Below are 17094 nucleotides of genomic sequence, written 5' to 3' on the forward strand. Positions count from 1 at the left end.
GGTGATCTGCGAATCGGCCGAGTCCGCCGAGTTGACCGCGTCGGTGGAGCCGGTGGAGTCGGTGGACACCCACGCCCACGTGTTCCACCGCGGCCTGCCCAGGGCCGACCGCCCCCGCTACGTGCCGGACTACGACGCCCTCCCGGCAACGTACCTGGCGCTGCTCGACCGGCACGGCATCGGCGGCGCGGTCCTCGTCCAGCCGAGCTTCCTGGGAACGCGCAACGACTTCCTGCTCGACTGCCTGGCCCGGCACCCCGCCAGGTTCCGCGCCGTCATCGTGCTGGACCACGACCGGCCCTGCCGACCAGGCGCGCTCGCCCCGCTCGCCCTCGACGGCGTCGTGGGCATCCGCCTCAACCTGATCGGCCGGCGGGTGCCCGACCTGGCCGGGCCGCACTGGCGGCAGGTGGCCGCGCTGCTGGCCGAGCGCGGGCAGCACCTGGAGGTGCACGCGGCGGGCGAACAGTGGGCGGCGATCGCACCCGCCCGCCACAGCTGGCCGTCCCCCGTGGTGATCGACCACCTCGGCCTGCCGGGCGCATCCGAGGGCGCCAACCGCACGGTGCTGGATCTGGCCACGCGCGACCACGTGTGGATCAAGGCCTCCGCGCCCTACCGCTGCGCGCCCGACGCGCCCGACGCGCCCGGCCGCATGCTGCGGCGCGTGCTGGAGGAGGCGGGCCACCAGCGCCTGCTGTGGGGCAGCGACTGGCCCTGGACGCGCCACGAACACAGCAGGACGTTCGCCGAGTGCCTCGCCTGGCCGGCCGAGCACGTCGACCCGTCGGTCCTGCGCGCCGCCATCACCACGAACCCGGCCCGGCTGCTGAACTGGTCACCCCGGCGGCGAGCAGCAACCGGGGCGCAGCTGTCGGCGTAGGCGCAGTCCACAGCTCGGACGGCAGTGCCAGATCTGTCCGCCGCCCGTCCCTGGGAGACCTCGTGCGGACGGTTCGTGGCGGCCTACCGTGGCGGGGTGAGCGAGGAGACGAACGGGCGTACCGGACGGGTGCTGGTCCTGGTGCTGCCCGAGGTGAATCTGCTGGACCTCGGCGGTCCCGTGCAGGTGTTCGACGCTGCGGCGCATCTCGGCGGCGGCTACCGGCTGGAGTTCGTCGCCGAGACGGACGGTCTGCGGTCCGCGCAAGGCCTGCGGCTGGCGGGGCTGGCACCGCTGTCGACGAGCCGGGCGGCAGCCGGCGACCTGGTGCTCGTGCCGGGCCCCCGGCTGACCGGATCAGACCGGCCGGTGGCACCCGCCGTGGTGCGCTGGGTGCGCGAGGCCCACGACGCGGGTGCCCGGGTGGCGTCCGTGTGCAGCGGTGCAGTCGTTCTGGGGGAGGCGGGGCTGCTGGACGACAGGGCGTGCACGACCCACTGGTCGCTCACCTCGGCGATGCGCGACCGGTACCCGCGGGCCCGGGTGCGTGAGGCCGCGCTCTACGTGCACGACGGGCGGATCAGCACCAGCGCGGGCATCTCGTCGGGGATCGATCTCGCATTGTCCCTGGTCGAACGGGAGCGCGGCCCCGAACTGGCCGCGGGAGTCGCGCGTGAACTGGTGCTGTACCTGCGGCGGGACGGGGACGCGGCACAGATCAGTCCGTTCCTGCGGCACCGCGACCATGTCCAGCCCGCGGTGCACCGGGTGCAGGACCATCTGGCGCAGCATCTGGACGTCGCCTTCACCCTGCGTGAACTCGCAGGCATCGCCGGGCTGTCCCCGCGCGGTCTGACGCGGGCCTTCACCACGGCTGCCGGCATCACCCCGTTCGCCTACCAGCGGCAACTGCGGCTGGAGCGGGCCCGCACCCTGCTGTCCGGTACCGACCTGACGGTGGAGGCGGTCGCGCTCCGGTGCGGATTCCGTGACGCTCGGCAACTACGCCGGGTGGTCGCTGACGCCTTCGGAGCGCCGCCCTCGCTGCTGCGCGCACCAGCGCGGCCGACTGCCTGACGGACTGGCCTCCTCGGCGAAGGGGCCTCCTTCCCGGCCGTCCCCATCTTTCCCTTCCTCTCTCCCGTTTCCCGTTTCCTGTTTCGCTTTTCCCACTTCCACGAGGGCCGACGGCACCGTGCTGCCAAAAACGTGCCCGGATTGTTGAGGTATGTCTTGCTCAAGATGAGTTCCGAGGCGCGCAAGGGGCACCGCGCGCTACGCCGCACCGGCTGGGTACTGCTGGGCACAGCTCTGGCGACCGCGTCCTTCGCGGGGATCGCCTTCGCGGGGGTGAGCGCGTCGATGGCCGACAGCTTCGCCGCCGCCCCTCGCGGATCCGATGCCGGAGTGTGGCCTGCCGCCCGGCCGGTACCGGAGGGCAGGATCACGGTGGCGGTCGCGGTCGGCAACGAGGGCTCCGTGGCCACCGATGTACTCGCGCCCTACCAGGTGTTCGCCGAGTCGCCGGACATGTTCGTCTACACGGTGGCGGCCGAACGCCGCGTCTCCCCGCTGTCCGGCGGCGCCCACCTGCTGCCCGACCACACGCTGGCCGAGGTGGCGGACGGCACTCTGCCGGAACCCGACGTGGTGGTCGTGCCCGCCGTGACCGACCCCACCGGCGCGGGCGAGGAGCGCCTGCGCCGGTGGATCGTCGAACGCCACCACAAGGGCGCCCGGATCCTCGGGGTGTGCGCGGGCTCCGAACTGCTGGCCGCCTCCGGTCTGCTCGACGGCCGCGACGCCACCTCGTTCTGGTCCAACATCACTTCCCTGGAACGCAGTTACCCGAAGGTCGCGTGGAAGCGAGGGCTGCGCTACGTCGAGGACGGGCGGGTGACCACCACCGCGGGCGTCACCTCCGGCACCATGGGCGCGCTGCGGTTGGTCGAGGAACTGGCCGGCACAGCGGAGGCGACCCGCATCGGCACCGGCCTGTCCTACCCCGGCTGGACTCCGGACGGACCGACCGCGATACCGGCCAACCATCTCGCCCTCGGCGACCTCCCGTACGCCTTCAACGCCGCATTCCCGTGGCTGCGCCCCACCACGGCCATCGGACTGGTCGACGGGGTCGAGGAGATCGACGCGGCCGCCGCCTTCGAGGGGTACGGCGGGGTCTCCTTCGCCACCCGGACGCTGGTGATCGGCGCCGGTGACACCGTCACCACCCGCCACGGCCTGGTCCTCGTCACCCGGTCGGCGAAGGGGGGCGCCCACGGGGCGGATCGCTTCGTGGTGCCCGGCGTCAGGAACACCTCCGACCTCGGCAGTACGCTGGACGGCTGGGCCCGCCGCAACGGGCTCGCCGCCGAACTGCCCGGCGGAGGAAGGCGGTCCGGGGAGTTCGGCTTCGATCCGGTGCTGCGGGACCTTGCCGAGAACAGCGACCGTCGCACGGCGCTGGCCACCGCGAAGTTCTCCGAGTACCCCTCGGCCCACCTGGAGCTGACCGGCGCGTCCTGGCCCTGGCGGTCCACCCTGCTGGCCGCGGCGGCGGTCGTCCTGAGCGTGGGGGTGGGGCTGGCACCGACGGCGATCCGACACACGGTTCGACGACGGCGCCCCGCGGCGTAGCTCTCCTGAAGCTCCGCGCCTTCCGGGCGCGCCGGTTCGAGCGTTCCCGTGGGCGCGTGGTTCAGGCGCGGCGGTGGGCGCGGTCGCTGAGGTCCTGCAGCAGCACTGCCAGGAGGCGGGCCAGTTCCCGCTGCTCCTGGGGCGCCAGGGCTTCGATGAGGCCCCGCTCGTAGTTCAGGAGGCCGTCGACGGCGTTCTCCACTGCGTGGTGCCCCTCGGGGGTCAGCTCCACGGGCACGGCGCGGGTCCCGGGGTCCGCAGCCAGTCTGCGGACGAGCCCCTCGTGCTGGGCTCGGTCCACCCGTTGGGTCACGGCCCCGGGTGTGATCAGGCAGCGGCTGGCGAGCTCGCGGGTGGACAGCCGGTAGGGCCGACCGGAACGGCGGAGGGTGCTGAGCAGGTCGAGGGTGGCGGCGTCCATGCCGACCTGGGTCAGGACGCGGCGCCGCTCGTCGGCCAGCAGTTTCGCGGCGTCGTGGATCCGGGTGAGGATGCCGATCCAGTCGACCGGGAGCCCGGGCTGCTCGCACCGCCAGGCTTGGGAGATCTCATCGGCGCGGTCGGTGCGGGGCTGGTCCGGTGTGGTCAGCGTCAGCTCCATCGCGGCCCACCGCGGCGGATCCGGCTCCTACGGCTCCGCCAAGGCCGCCGTCGAGGCCTGGAACCTCACGATCACCCAGGACCTCGGCAAGGACCGGATCACGGCCAACGTCATCGCCCCGGGCTACATCGAGTCCACCGACTTCTTCCAGGGCGGGATGACCCCCCAGCGCCGTGCCGCCCTGCTCGCCCAGACGGCCAACGGCCGGGCCGGCACCCCGGCGGGCATCGCGGGCACCGTGCTGTTCCTCGCCTCACCGGCCGCAGGGCACATCACCGGCCAGACCCTGCACGTCAACGGCGGCGCGCTGGCCGGGCGCTGAACAACGCGCTCGGCCGGACCGGTGCCACCGGCAGGAGCCTCGGCGTCGGTGACGGGCAGGCCTTCACCGACGCCGACGGGCCGCGGCGAAAGGGCGGACCCGCATGGTCAGTTGCGGTACCGACGGAGCCTTTCGACTGTGGGATCCGGTGGCCGGGCAGCAGGTCGGCTTCGGTGCGGAGGTCGCGGTGCCGTCCGGCCGCCGACCGTTCACCGGGGCCAGGTCCCGCCGTTTCGCAGGAGCGCTTGCTCACCAACTCGCCGACCCCGCAGGGCCGTAACACTCCCACCGCTTCAGAAGGACCGGAAGACCTCTGCGGGGTCGGCCTGGGCGCCTGCGCGGCATCGGCGACGTCTGCGAGGTCCAGGTTGGCGATCGACGGCTTCGACAGTTCCCCGCGCACGCGATGCCGGCCCGCACCGACAGGCGGCCGAACTCCGGTGAGACAGGCCAAGTCCGAGGACGGACCTGGGCCACGCGGCGGCGACCCACCTCAACCTGCCTCGACCGATCTCACCGAGGTTTGACCGCACGGCGGTTCGTGGCCGTCGATCGAGGGTTCACAGGTACGGCCGCAGGTCGTCGCGGTAAGCGGTGGTGCTGCCTTCAGGCCGCCAGGAACGACTGTGCCGGGACAGGGTCCAGGCTTCCGGCGCGTGCCGAGTGGCACTGATCCAGGCCGCGAGTTCGGGAACGGCGATCTCCCGCAGGACGTGTCGAGCCGCCGCCCGTTCGGTGGCCGGGAGCGGAGCAATACGAACCCGCACGGTGCACCACCAGCTGGGATGGATGCCGCCACCGTAGTTGGCGGAGATGGGTGGCACCCACTCGGCGTGCAACGCGGTCCCGTCCCCCCAGAGCCGGTCGCCGAAATCCAGGTCGACGGCATCCGCCTCCTGCGCGCCGAGGACGGTGCGGATGTCCGTCGGGGTGAGCGGCCACGACAGGCCGCGCGGCAGGCGGCGGTTACGGGCTGGCATGCGCCCGAGGATGGCAGACGCCCTGCGGAAGCGCATGCGCATTTCGACCCGGCTCTACCGAGACGCCGGTCAACTTCGTTGGTACCAGCCGGACTTCGGCGAGTCGTGTCAGGTTGAACACCCTCAGGGCCTCGGGCGCCCGTCCCGGCTCGGCCACCGTTTCGCCCATTCTCAGCGAACACGGCGGATCTTCAGGGGCGCCGTCTTGCCGGTCGGCCGGCCGCCCTCTGGCGCCTGTCGGGCCGATCACACCTTGGACTTCTCAACGTTCTCATGCCACGTCAGGTAACTGATGGCATCGCCCAGTTGGCGCCGAAACGGCTCCTTCGATCTGTCGAGGGTGATAGCCCGGTGACGGTTGGTCATGACAGGATCAGCACGGGTCGACACCGCGTCGGCCGGAAGGAGGAGACATGGCCGAGGACAGCAAGGCGACGGCGTCCGCCGAGGGCAAGACTCCGTCTGGCAAGTACGCAGGCACTGAAATCAAGATCGAGGGCGAGGATCACATCATCATTCGGGAGGACGAGGTTCCGGTAGCCACCGAAACCGAGTGATACGCCCACGCTTCGATCCGGGCTGATCTTCGCCCGTGCTGGAACGGAGCGTTGTTGCCCAGCTACGAGAAGGGCCCCGTCGGTCGCCACCGGAAGGGCCCTTTCCGTTGCGGCTTCCGCAGGCCGTAGGCTCGCCCTCCACACTGGTTCCAGGAACAGCCCGGAGGCGGCCGTGTCGTCGTGGACGGTGAGGCGCAGCAGGGCGTCGAGGTTGCTGTAGTGGGTGGCCCAGGGGGCCAGGATCAGCACTCCGGGGCGGGCCTGACGGGATCCAGGCGTGCGGGATCTCGCGCAGCCCGTACGGGGCCACGAGTCGCGGCGACCACCGACGACATGATCGAGGTCGACGCGGAGGTGGCGATGAGGGTCGTGTTCGTGCACGGGGCGTGCGTGCGGGACGGTTCGTGGTGGTGGCACCGCGCCGCCGACCTGCTTCAGGAGCGAGGGGTTCCAAGCGTCGCCCCGGCGCTGCCGAGCTGCGGCGAGGCGGGCCCGCCCGGCGGCGTCGGCGGTCCGGGGCTGCGCGAGGACGTCGCCGCGGTGCGGCGGGTGCTGCAGGCCGGCGACGAGCCGACCGTCGTGGTCGCCCACAGTTACGGCGGTGTCGTCACCGCAGAAGCCGCCGCGGGAGTCGGGTCGGTGCGCCACCTGCTGCTGGTCTCCAGCTACCTGCCCGAGGTCGGACAGAGCCTGTCGGAGTTCGGGGACGGCCGCCCCGCCCCGTTCCTCGACGTCGACCCCGACGCCGGCACGTTCAGGGTCCGCTCCGAGCTGCTCGTGGACACGTTCCTCCAGGACTGCGACCCCGAGGTCCAGGCGCAGGCGGCGGTCCACCTCGCCCGGCAGAGCGTGCGGGTGACCGGGCAGCCGGTCCGGGCTGCCGCATGGCAGCAGGTGCCCTCGACCTACCTCGTCTGTGCTCAGGACCGGGGCACCCCGCCGCGACTGCAGCGCGAGTTCGCCCGCCGGGCCGGCAGCGTCGTCGAGCTCGACGCCGGCCACCACCCGTTCCTGTCCCAGCCGGCAGCGATCCGGGACCTGCTGCTGAGCCTGTGACGGCGGCGACTGAACACCTCCTGGGACGCCGAACGCACCGACGCCCCGAGGCGCACCGTCTCAACCCTGCGACGGCGTCCAGAACGCGGTGATCCTCGCGGCTCCGGGCCCGATCCCCTGCCAGGAACCGTCGAACTCGAGGACGGCCACGGAGGCCGTCGGGAACCCGGACTCCTCCACCCGCCGCGAGAGGTCGTCGTCGGCCGTTCCGACGAGGAGCCGGACCAGCTCGGGCAGGCTCGGATTGTGTCCGACGACGACCAGGTCGCCCACGTCGTCCGAACTCCCCCGCACCATCGCGACCAGCTCGCCGATCCCCGCCTCCCCCCGATGGATCTCCACACTGAGGTCGTAGAGCCCCTGCTCGTGGACCGTCTCGGGGAGGCGCGGCAACGCGGCGCCCACGCGTTCCCAGGTCTCCCTGGTCCGGCGGGCGCCGGACACCCGCGCGAGATCGGGCGTGATGCCGGAACCCGCGAGCCATCGTCCGGCCCGGGACGCCTCCTCCTGCCCCCGCTCGTCGAGGCGCCGTTCCTTGTCGACCGCCGTCTCCCGTTCGGCCTGCGCATGACGGATCAGGACGAGCCTGCGGCCGGTACCCACGATCACGTTGACCTCCCCATGTCCGCGGGCCGTGGCGCGGCTCGGCGGAATCGCTTGATCCTTTGCATCCGAACACTATCCGGCCGTAGGTCCGCACAGCCGCGGTCTCCGGGTGGTGCCCCGTCACACCGGTGCGGTCGGGACGTCAGGGGGTCGGGATCCGCTGGGTGAGGAAGAGGGCGGCGCGGTCGAGTGCCTGGTCGGCTTCGTCGAGGGTGCCGCCGGCGAAGGCCTGGAAGACGTGGGGGGCGTCGGCGGTGATGTCGAGGATGACGTCGACTCCGGCGTTGCGTGCGCGGGCGGCGAGGCGGGTGGAGTCGTCGAGGAGGATCTCGTTGGCGCCCACCTGGATGAGGAGTGGGGGGAAGCCGGTCAGGTCGGCGAAGAGGGCCGGGCTGAGGAGGGGCTGCTCGGGGTCCTGGCCGGCGAGGTACATGGCCCCGGTGTGCGTCACGGCCTCGCGGGTGAAGATCGGGTCGATGCCCTCCTTGGTCGTCATGCTCTCCCCGCTCCGGGTGGCGTCCAGGCCCGGGGAGAAGACCACGATCGCGGCGGGCAGCGGCAGGCCCGCGTCGCGGGCGGCGAGGGCGGTGGTGACCGCGAAACCGCCGCCGGCGGAGTCCCCGGCGAACGCGATGGCGGACGGCTCCAGGCCGCTGTCGAGGAGGGCGCGGTAGGCGCTCAGGTTGTCTTCCAGACCGGCCGGGAACGGGTGCTCGGGGGCCAGCCGGTAGTCCACCGAGTACGCGTCGAGCCCGGTCTTCGAGACGAGCTGCGCGGTCAGCGACAGCGCGGTCTCGGGAGAGCCGAAGACGAAGCCGCCACCGTGGAAGTACAGGATCGTGCCCGGGCGCGCGCCGTTGTCCGGTGTGACGTGCAGGGCAGGCCGGCCGCCGAGCGCGGTCTGACTGGTGCGGACGTCGTCCGGCACGATCATCGTGTCCATGAGCGCCCTGAACCCGGCGCGCAGCTGCTCGACGGAGCGTTGGCCCTCCGGTCGGGGCCGGCGGAGCATCGCGTCGATCTTGGCGAGCTGTTCCTTGCTCATCTGCGTTCCTCCTATGAAATGGCTTCCTCTACACTATATGCCGTGGAATATACATCGGATGGCGCCGCCGACCTCCAGGGATTCTTCGCGGATCTCGTCCGCTGCGAGACGCGCCTGTACAACGCGCTGAACGACCGCCTGCGCGAGCGGCACGGCATCGTGACCTCGCAGTTCGAGTTCCTGCGGTTCCTGCGCGAGCACCCGGGGGCCCGGGTAGCCGACCTCGCCGCGGAGTTCGCCATCGGAGCCGGCGCGACCAGCAAGGGCGTCGACCGCCTGGAGAAGCAGGGCTGGATCGTCCGCCAGGCCAACCCGGCGGACCGCCGGTCCTCACTGCTGACCCTGACCGACGACGGCTCCCAGCTCCTCGACGCCTCCGAGGCGACCTTCACCGCGGGCCTGAGCGAACTGGTCGAAGGCACCCTCGACCAGTCCACGACGGCCGCCGCCGCCCAGGCCCTCCGCCGGCTGCGCTCCGCGCTCGAACGCGACCAGATCGGCACCCCCACCGGCTGAAGGCGCAAGCCCGGCCACCTGCTCGCCTACGCGCGGCCCGGCGACACCACGCCCTTCCGCCGTCACCTTCGGCGAAGGCCCCGCTGGGGTTGCCTCCGCGGCCGACAAGGCGCACGCTGGGGGGTGTCCCCTGGAAGCCGCGTAGGGCGAGAGCCCCACGGAAAGCAGGGAGCTCGGGAGCATCACCGCCCCATCCGGAGGAGCGGCCCCACCCCGAGCAAACCCGGGTGAAACGAACCGTCCGATCCGACTGCGCACGGACGGAGGCCCCAGAGGGGGTCTCTCTCGGAACAACATCACGCCGCGTCGTACGCGACGCTCGCTCCGTCCGGCCAGTGAGCACGGACGGCAACCAACGAAGCATGAACAGGCGTCAAGAACGAGAGTGTAAGTCGCAGGAGCAGTAGAGGCCCCCTCCTGGTAGAGGGGGCCGACGCCTGCGCCGGGTAGGGCTCAGCCGTCCAGTGAGAGTGCGTTCTTGGCGTGCGCGACGGATTCCTGCGAGGCGGGCCCGCCGGGGCTCTCGGTGGCCAGGGCCTGGTTGAGGGTGACGAAGGGGCGCATCCGCCGCTCGTAGCGGGCATATGCGGCGCGGTGGTCGCCGCCGGCCCGGGCAAGGCAGTCGGCCAGCACGTGGGCGCCCACGAGGGCCAGGCTGGTGCCCTGCCCCGAGAGGGGGGAAGGGCAGTAGCCGGCGTCTCCGAGCAGGGTCACCCGGCCCCGCGACCACGGGTCCATGCGGATCTGAGCCATGGCGTCGCAGTAGAAGTCGGGGGCCTTCCGGGCGGCCTCGGCCAAGCGGGTCCCTTCCCAACGCATCGACGCGAGCTTGTCCACGACGAGCTGCCGGAGGGCGCCGCCGCCGCGGAGGTCGTGGGCGAGGGGGGCGGACTCGAAGCCGAAGGCGATCCTGAGTTCGGTGTTGTCGCGTACGGGCATGATGCCGAAGCCCGCGTCGCCGTCCCGCAGCCACACCTGCCAGTTGTCCAGGGCGAGGAAGTTGTCCGCGCTGAACACCGAGAGGTAGCTGCCCAGGTGGTGGGCGAAACGCTTCTCCGGACCGAAGGCCAGGCGCCGTACGGTGGAGTGCAGGCCGTCAGCCCCGACCACGAGGTCGAAGGTGCGGGACGGTCCGTGCGCGAAGTCGACGCGCACGCCGGTGTCGTCCTCGTCGAGCGCGGCGATGCTGTCGCCGAAGAGGTACTCGACGCCTGCGCGCGTGTGCTCGTACACCATCCTCACCAGGTCCTCGCGCAGCACCTCGATGTCTTCGCTGTCGAGCCGTCCGCTGCTGAAGGTCGCCTCGGTGGAGCGGTCGACCTCGCGGCCGTCGGGGCCGAGGATCGACATGCCGCGCATCCGGGTCCGTACGCGGCTCGCCTGCTCCAGCAGGCCCATCCGCTCCACGACTTCCAGCGCGACACCGCGGATGTCCACGGCCTGTCCGCCGGGGCGCCGGCCCGGAGCGCGTTCGACGACAGTGGGCGCGAAGCCGTGGCGGCGCAGCCAGTAGGCGAGGACGGGCCCGGCGATTCCGCCGCCGGAGATGAGTACGGTCTGCATGAGGGGCTCCTCCAGTGCTATGTACGGTGTACGCGCCCTGAACGTACGCCGTACGCGCAGAGCCTTCAACCAGCCCTCTGCGCGACGTGTACTAGAGCAGGCCCCTTCCGTTCGGCGTTGCCGCTGCTACCCTCTGTCCTAGTACACAGAAGGAAGGCGGCAGGTCGTGACGAAGACCACAGGGACAGCCGGCGATCCGCCCTATCTGCGCATCGTCGCCGCGATCCGGCGACGCATCGCGCACGGTGAACTCGCCCCCGGGGACCGGGTGCCCTCAACCCGGCAGATCGCCGCGGAATGGGGCGTCGCGCTCGCCACCGCCACCAAAGCCCTGACCACCCTGCGCCTGGAGGGACTTGTCGAGGCCCGGCCCCGGATCGGCACGGTCGTCGCCGGAACCGCCCCCGCCGCACCGGCCCGCAGGCGCCCGCCACCCGTCCCGGACCCCGAGCAGGAGCAGGAGCTGAGCCTCGACCGGATCGTCCGTACCGCCATCGAGATCGCCGACGCCGAAGGGCTCCCGGCGCTCTCCATGCGCGGCGTCGCGGCCCGCCTCGGCGTCGCGGCGATGTCGACCTACCGGTACGTCCCGAGCAAGGAAGACCTCGTCCTGCGCATGGCCGACGCCGCGTTCGGCGAGAAGTCCTACCCCGCAGAAGCCCCCGACGCCCCCGACGCCTCCGAGGATTGGCGTACCCGCATCGAGCTGGGCGCCCGGACCCTGTGGAGCCTGTACCGGCGGCACCCGTGGCTGGCCCAGCTCGGCTCCCTCACGCGCCCGCTGCTCGTGCCCAATCTGATGGTCCACGGCGAGTGGGTGCTGAGCGCCCTCGACGGCCACGGACTCGACCCCACGACGCTGTTCGACATCCACGTCCTGCTCTACAGCCATGTCCAGGGCCTGGCGGTGCACCTGGAGATGGAAGCGCACGCCGAAGCCGCCACGGGCCAGTCGGAAGACCAGTGGATGGACAGCCGCGCCCCCGCCCTCCAGGAACTGGTGGAATCCGGCCGCTTCCCGGCCTTCACCAAGGTGGTCGGAGCCTTCGAGGACGGCTACGACCTGCGCCTCGACGCCCTCTTCGAATTCGGTCTCAAGACGCTCCTCGACGGCCTGACGTCCATTGTCGAAGGCCAGGAGGCTGTCACGGGCGGTACCGCCGCGATCGGGGGACCTCACCGTCCGGCGGAATCGCGGCTGCCTGCGGCTGACCGTTGACCGTCATGCCGCTGAAGTCCTTTGCGCGCGCTGCTGCCCGGATGATGAGGTGGCACGGTGACCAACCATGACGAAGCGTCAGCCACCCGACCGTTGACGCTGGCTTGGGTGCGCCGGCACCTGGAGGCCGGCGAACGGATCGTCGGAATCGAGGCGCTGCACGGCGGCATCACTGCCGAGATGCGGAGGCTGACCATCGGCACGCGGGACGGAGGCACCCGCGACCTGGTGCTGCGGAGTTTCGTCGACCCGTTCTCCGTGGAGCGCGCCGAGGACTGGCTGGGCAGGGAGGCCGGCGCCCTGACCCTGCTGGCGGGGACCGGCGTGCCGGCTCCCACGCTGGTCGCGGTTGATCCGAGCGCCGCGCAGTGCGAGTATCCGTCGCTCCTCATGACCCATCTGGCGGGCCGGACGGTCCTCGACGATGAGGGGGTGGAGACGCGCGTCCCGCTGCTGGCCCGTCAGCTCGTGGCGATCCACGCGCTGCGGCCCGCCGAACGGCCCCGGGATTATGTGGCGTTGACGACCGCCGACACCGTCGTCGTGCCGAAGGACGCCGACGCGGCGGCATGGGCCGCGGCGATCGACGTGATCCGCAGGCCCGCGCCGCCCGGTGAAGGGCGGTTCCTGCACCGGGACTTCCAACCCGGCAACGTGCTGTTCGACGTGCCGCCCCCAGGGCCGGCAGGTGTGCGGATCACCGGCGTCGTCGACTGGGCGGCGGCCTCCTGGGGCCCGGCGGATCTCGACGTGGCGCACTGCTCCACCAATCTCGCGCTGCTGCACGGCCCGGCGTGGGGTCAGCGGTTCGCCGAGGCGTACGAGGAGGCCGGCGGGGTGCTGGCCGCGACCGCGAGCGAGCGGCTGTACTGGCGGGTACGGGACGGACTGGCGTGCTCGGAGGAGGTGCAGTCGGTGGCGCAGCCCTGGCGTGAGGCCGGGAGAACGGAGCTGACGACGCGAGCCGTGGAGCAGCGGCTGGACGCCTACGTCACCTCCCTGATGGACGCCTGGGACTGAGCCAGGGCCGGTCCGGAGCGGGGGCCGGGCGCCGAACGGCGTCTGCACCGCGGTGACGCTCGTCGAGCAGATCGAAGGGCTCACCGCTCCGCACGCTCGCAGGACTCCGCGGTGCCGTCCCGTGGCGCCGCCCCATACGCCTCCACGTAGACGACCCGTGCCGCCTCCACGTCATCCAGTTGGATCGGCAGCCGATCCAGGTTTCCCACGACGCCTCCCGGAGCCCCGCCGACGGCCGGCACCAAGCGCGGCAGGGGCGACGGGCACGGTCATGATTGGGCCGCGGTGGTCGCGGGTCATCGGGGTGGTGGGGTTCGCCGGACCACCGCGCCCGATCCGGCGAGCCAGGAGACCATCCGGCTCCCCGAGTCGACGGCGGCGCGCTGCGCCGCCCCGGCGGCATAGCCGTTCGCGACGATGTCCGGCCGGTCCACGAGGTTCCGGCACGCAGTGGTCAACTGCTGGTAACCGACCAGCAGTCGGGACCACAGCCGCTGTCCCGTCGGGTCGGGCACCGTGAAATACTCGTCGGCCCGCCGGGTCGCCCCGGCGAGCTGTTCGCAGGTGCCGCCCACTGTGCGCAGCTCCGCTTCGACCTGAGCGTCGGAGGTGGCGTTCGCGGCGCCGCCCATTGCGGCGGCGAAGTCACGCTGCGCCGCGTTGAACTCGTTGATGTGGTCCAGGCCTCCGACCGCCGCCCAGGCCTGGTTCTGGGCCAGCGCGATCGCCGCCGAGGGAGCGCTCCTCGTCTGGTCCAGCATCGACTCCGCGCGTTGGGCGTTCCCGCTGCCCGAGCCGGGCAGCTGGGCGACGGTCACCGCTGCGCCGGCGGCCCCGGCCACCACGGCCGCGACAGCCGCGACGGCCGCCACCCGGGCGCCATACCGCCGCCGCCTCCGGCGGGGCGGCCCCACCGCGACGGGCGGCGCGACGTCAGGCGGTACCGCGGCGGAGCGCAGCCCGGCCCGGACGCGCCGCCACAGCAGGCCCGCCCCCCGGCCCACGAAGGCGGCCAGGGCCGCCACCAATATCCCCAGGGTCAGCGTGTAGGCCGCCGCGATCTCCACCAGCCTCCACACCGCCCCCGGCCTCCACCCACAGGTGTTGGTCATGACGTTGAACGGGCCGAGGCAGCCGTCCGCACTCGCCAGAACGAAGGCGCCCACCATCCCGATCAGGCCGGCGACGCCGGCTGTGACGAGCCCGGCGAGCAGCCAGGCCGCCCTCGTCACGGCGGCGACGACCACGGCGGTCAGTGCCATCGCGGCGCAGATCACCAGGATCGGCCACATCAGGTAGGTGATCTGGAACGGGCCGGTCATCCGCACGGCCGCCGGGCGCGGTGTGTGCATGTGGGCCTTCGCCGCGGCCAGGGCGGCCCAGCAGAGCAGCCCGCCCGCCAGGCCGGCGACCAGGAGCCTGCCCGGGCCGGGCAGCGCGGCGGCGTTCGGTGACACGGCCAAGGACAGGGGCGAGGGCGAGGGCGGCGGTGCGTCCGGGCCGGGCGGTACGTCCGTGTTCGGCTGTGCGTCCATGTTCGGCTGTGCGTCAGCCGCCCCCGGCAGCGCTTCGGCGAGCCACTTCGCGCGGCGCCCCGGCCGGCGCAGCGCCAGCGCGAGCAACGGCAGCATCCAGAGCAGCGCCTCGGCCCACCACAGGCTGTGGGCCTCGCTGTCGGCGCCGGGCAGGACGCCCACCACCGCGACGACCTCCAGCAGCGGGCCGATGTGCGCCGGCGGCAGCCCGGACAGACCGTACGAGCCCAGGAGCCCGGCCGTGGTGAACGGCCACCCGTCGGTCAGGACCTCGCCCTGCGCGTACCACCAGTACAGCACGCAGGCGAGGGCCAGCGAGGCGGCGGCCAGGCCCACGACCATGACGGGGCGCAGCGAGCGCCCGCGCCAGGAGGCAATCCACCACTCGGCGTTCTGAGCGGTCCAGGTCATCGCCAGCACCAGCGCGGCGACAAGGATCAGCAGGGCTTCGGGGTGGTTGGGCCACCAGTGGTTCCAGGCCGCCCTTGGGCCGAGCAGTTCGGCCGCGACGACGCCGGTGCCGAGCCACAGGCCAACGGGCCATCCCGGTGGAGTCGGCCGGCCGGTGAGGACGGCGTACACCACGGCACGCCACAGGGCGACGCCGCCGATGCCGACGACGAGTGTCGCGATGAGGACCGCTTTCGCGGGGAAAGCCTCGTAGGGCAGGCTTCCGAGCTGCCAGACGAGGATGTCGGAGGCGAGCCCGGTGAGGAACAGGGGCAGGGCGTCCAGCGCGAACAATGCCTTCGGGTCGGTCAGGGAGGTCCGGCGCAGTTCCCAGGACGGGTGGGTGCGCCAGAGTTCGACGAACGCGGCGAGGGCCCGCGGCAGTGCGCGGCCGGAGCCCGGCCGGACGTGGACGTTCCAGGACTCCCGGCTCGCGCCCCAGCGGGCCGCCATGAGGTCGGCGTAGATCTCGCGGTTGCGCAGGATCCCGGCCCGCGTGAGGTGGACGGACACCGCGATCAGGAGGCCGAGCACCAGTTCGTGCGTGTTGAACGGGGCGAACTGCCCCCGGACGTCCGCGGTTCCGGTGAAGAAGAGGTTCTTCACGCCCACTGCGGCCCACGGGAGCAGGACCAGCACAAGGAAGACGCGCCACAGGGCGACGGTGGCGTAGGTGATGCCGATGTCCTTGTTCCGCAGGTGCGCGAGCTCGTGCAGGACCACGGCACGGAACCGGTCCCGGTCCGTGCCGCTTGTGGCGAACAGCCCGCCGTACAGGCAGACCGTGGGGTTGCGCCAGCGGCCGAACACGACGGCGCCGACCTCCGGCACGACCGGGTCGACGACGAACCGGGGCGTGCGGGCGAGCCCGGCCGTGTCCATCAGCTCGTCGAGCTGCTGCCGCAGCCGTCCGGTCGTGTCCAGCTCCGCCAGGGCGACGACCCGGGAACGGCGTGCCTTCCACACCGGCAGCAACCAGTACACCGTGAGAACCACGACGACCAGCAGCGCGCCCACGGCGACGGACACCCCGTCGAAGTTCTGGACGTAGCGCGCCGCGCACACCTTGAGCGCGGACTGGTTCCGGGTGGACAGGACGTAGCCGGCATTCATGGGTGCGCCGGGGTCGAGGCCCGCGGCCAGCCAGCAGGCCATCTCCTTGTCGGCCTGCTGGGAGGAGGCGAGGAGCTGCCAGACGGTCCTCGGGACCATGCTGGCGCCGGCCGCCGCCAACAGGAGCAGGAGCAGAACGAAGCGCAGGGTGGTGCCGGCGGCGAGGACCCGCTCGTCGGGCGGAGCCGGGGCCTGCCGTGGGCCTGCCTCGGGGCGGCGTCGGCGGGCGCGTCGGTCATCGCGCCTCGCCGTCGGCCGCCGGGTCGGGTTCGGCCGGGTCGGGTTCGGCCGGGTCCAGTGCGGTGCGGTGCGGTGCGGCTTCGGCCGACTCGTGTCCGGTGTCGCCCGGGTCGGCCAGGGCCAGCCGGGCCACCACCGCGTCGGCGATCGCCGACGCGCGCTGTTCCGCCAGGCCCCGCTGCGCGGCCGAGTCCAGCACCGACTGCCGCACCTCGACGAGCTGCCCACGCGTCAGCGGAGGGATCGTCACCGGCGCGGCCCCCTTGCGGAAGACCTTGCGCAGACCGGCTCTCAGCCCCTTGGCGGCGCCGTCCACCGCAGCGTCCGCGATCCTCTGCCCCACCTGGTCCAGCGCCAGCCACACCACGGGGGTCACCAGCGCGGCGACTTCGCCGAGGCCGAAGCCCAGTGGTTCGCTCCGGCTGCGGCCCGCGAGCCGGCGCACGGCCGACGCGTCGTCGAACCGAGTCAGCCACGCCACGAGCGGCAGTTCCTCTGCGGCGACCTCGGCCACCACGTCACGGACCACATCGCGCACTCGTGCCCCGCCCGGCGCGGCCTTGCGGCTTTCGGAGTGAGCTGCTTCGGAACCCATGGCACCTCCGTGGCCAACTCGCGGCACGCCCAGGCCGGTTGCCGCACCGGTCTCACCTTGACCCAAGGAATCCGACGGGGCAATACCCGGCGGCACTCCCCGTACAATGCGGAGCCGCTGCGCCCGACCGGCCGTGCGCGGCGGCGCAGCCTGGCG

The 17094-nt window shown here is 72.4% G+C and carries 17 protein-coding genes; 9 read left to right on the forward strand and 8 right to left on the reverse strand.

Going from position 1 to position 17094, the window contains the following annotated elements; genetic code table 11:
* Position 1 precedes the first annotated feature (1 nt).
* From A6F73_RS32220 to A6F73_RS32230, 3 genes are all read left to right on the forward strand, one after another.
* Positions 2-883: an amidohydrolase family protein gene (locus A6F73_RS32220; RefSeq protein WP_063351916.1), complete on the forward strand. Its 882-nt coding sequence runs from the start codon at positions 2-4 to the stop codon at positions 881-883.
* A 96-nt stretch (positions 884-979) separates the two neighbouring features.
* Positions 980-1960: a DJ-1/PfpI family protein gene (locus A6F73_RS32225; protein WP_063352695.1), complete on the forward strand. Its 981-nt coding sequence runs from the start codon at positions 980-982 to the stop codon at positions 1958-1960.
* A gap of 165 nt (positions 1961-2125) precedes the next feature.
* Complete coding sequence (locus A6F73_RS32230) at positions 2126-3520, forward strand: DJ-1/PfpI family protein (protein ID WP_159398644.1); 1395 nt, start codon at positions 2126-2128, stop codon at positions 3518-3520.
* A gap of 61 nt (positions 3521-3581) precedes the next feature.
* Here the strand turns inward: A6F73_RS32230 and A6F73_RS32235 are convergent, their stop codons facing one another.
* Complete coding sequence (locus A6F73_RS32235) at positions 3582-4121, reverse strand: MarR family transcriptional regulator (RefSeq protein WP_063351917.1); 540 nt, start codon at positions 4119-4121, stop codon at positions 3582-3584.
* On the opposite strand from A6F73_RS32235, the gene A6F73_RS32240 reads away from it, so the two are divergent.
* On the forward strand, positions 4102-4443 hold the full coding sequence (locus tag A6F73_RS32240) for an SDR family oxidoreductase (RefSeq protein ID WP_208869227.1): 342 nt from the start codon (positions 4102-4104) through the stop codon (positions 4441-4443). The genes A6F73_RS32235 and A6F73_RS32240 overlap by 20 nt on opposite strands.
* Before the next feature lie 560 nt (positions 4444-5003).
* Here the strand turns inward: A6F73_RS32240 and A6F73_RS32245 are convergent.
* A complete protein-coding gene (locus tag A6F73_RS32245; RefSeq protein ID WP_063352697.1) occupies positions 5004-5423 on the reverse strand; it encodes a hypothetical protein in 420 nt (139 codons plus the stop codon).
* A gap of 413 nt (positions 5424-5836) precedes the next feature.
* Here A6F73_RS32245 and A6F73_RS41830 point away from each other — a divergent pair, with 413 nt between their 5' ends.
* Positions 5837-5980 (forward strand): hypothetical protein, encoded by a 144-nt coding sequence (locus A6F73_RS41830; protein ID WP_159398645.1) that lies wholly within the window; start codon positions 5837-5839, stop codon positions 5978-5980.
* A gap of 360 nt (positions 5981-6340) precedes the next feature.
* Positions 6341-7036: an alpha/beta hydrolase gene (locus A6F73_RS32250; protein ID WP_063352698.1), complete on the forward strand. Its 696-nt coding sequence runs from the start codon at positions 6341-6343 to the stop codon at positions 7034-7036.
* 60 nt (positions 7037-7096) lie between these two features.
* Here the strand turns inward: A6F73_RS32250 and A6F73_RS32255 are convergent, their stop codons facing one another.
* Together A6F73_RS32255 and A6F73_RS32260 are read right to left on the reverse strand one after the other, a co-directional pair.
* A complete protein-coding gene (locus A6F73_RS32255) occupies positions 7097-7645 on the reverse strand; it encodes a histidine phosphatase family protein (RefSeq protein ID WP_063351919.1) in 549 nt (182 codons plus the stop codon).
* Between the two features lie 139 nt (positions 7646-7784).
* Positions 7785-8687, reverse strand: coding sequence for an alpha/beta hydrolase (locus A6F73_RS32260; RefSeq protein ID WP_063351920.1), 903 nt, complete (start codon positions 8685-8687; stop codon positions 7785-7787).
* A gap of 18 nt (positions 8688-8705) precedes the next feature.
* On the opposite strand from A6F73_RS32260, the gene A6F73_RS32265 reads away from it, so the two are divergent.
* Complete coding sequence (locus tag A6F73_RS32265) at positions 8706-9203, forward strand: MarR family transcriptional regulator (protein WP_063351921.1); 498 nt, start codon at positions 8706-8708, stop codon at positions 9201-9203.
* A gap of 453 nt (positions 9204-9656) precedes the next feature.
* Here the strand turns inward: A6F73_RS32265 and A6F73_RS32270 are convergent, their stop codons facing one another.
* The gene (locus tag A6F73_RS32270) at positions 9657-10766 is read right to left on the reverse strand and encodes an FAD-dependent monooxygenase (RefSeq protein ID WP_063351922.1); all 1110 of its coding nucleotides are present in this window, start codon (positions 10764-10766) and stop codon (positions 9657-9659) included.
* Between the two features lie 166 nt (positions 10767-10932).
* Between A6F73_RS32270 and A6F73_RS32275 the strand changes: the two genes are divergently transcribed.
* Together A6F73_RS32275 and A6F73_RS32280 are read left to right on the forward strand one after the other, a co-directional pair.
* A complete protein-coding gene (locus tag A6F73_RS32275; protein WP_079136446.1) occupies positions 10933-11985 on the forward strand; it encodes a TetR/AcrR family transcriptional regulator C-terminal domain-containing protein in 1053 nt (350 codons plus the stop codon).
* A 57-nt stretch (positions 11986-12042) separates the two neighbouring features.
* The gene (locus tag A6F73_RS32280; protein ID WP_063351923.1) at positions 12043-13005 is read left to right on the forward strand and encodes a phosphotransferase; all 963 of its coding nucleotides are present in this window, start codon (positions 12043-12045) and stop codon (positions 13003-13005) included.
* Between the two features lie 80 nt (positions 13006-13085).
* Here the strand turns inward: A6F73_RS32280 and A6F73_RS44210 are convergent, their stop codons facing one another.
* From A6F73_RS44210 to A6F73_RS42660, 3 genes are all read right to left on the reverse strand, one after another.
* Complete coding sequence (locus A6F73_RS44210; RefSeq protein ID WP_279634965.1) at positions 13086-13214, reverse strand: hypothetical protein; 129 nt, start codon at positions 13212-13214, stop codon at positions 13086-13088.
* Between the two features lie 87 nt (positions 13215-13301).
* Positions 13302-16202 (reverse strand): M48 family metalloprotease, encoded by a 2901-nt coding sequence (locus A6F73_RS32285; protein ID WP_063351924.1) that lies wholly within the window; start codon positions 16200-16202, stop codon positions 13302-13304.
* A gap of 136 nt (positions 16203-16338) precedes the next feature.
* Positions 16339-16938 (reverse strand): hypothetical protein, encoded by a 600-nt coding sequence (locus tag A6F73_RS42660; RefSeq protein WP_244293779.1) that lies wholly within the window; start codon positions 16936-16938, stop codon positions 16339-16341.
* Between the last annotated feature and the right edge of the window lie 156 nt (positions 16939-17094).

The sequence above is a fragment of the Streptomyces sp. MJM8645 genome, from assembly GCF_001625365.1.
Taxonomy (GTDB): Bacteria; Actinomycetota; Actinomycetes; order Streptomycetales; family Streptomycetaceae; genus Kitasatospora.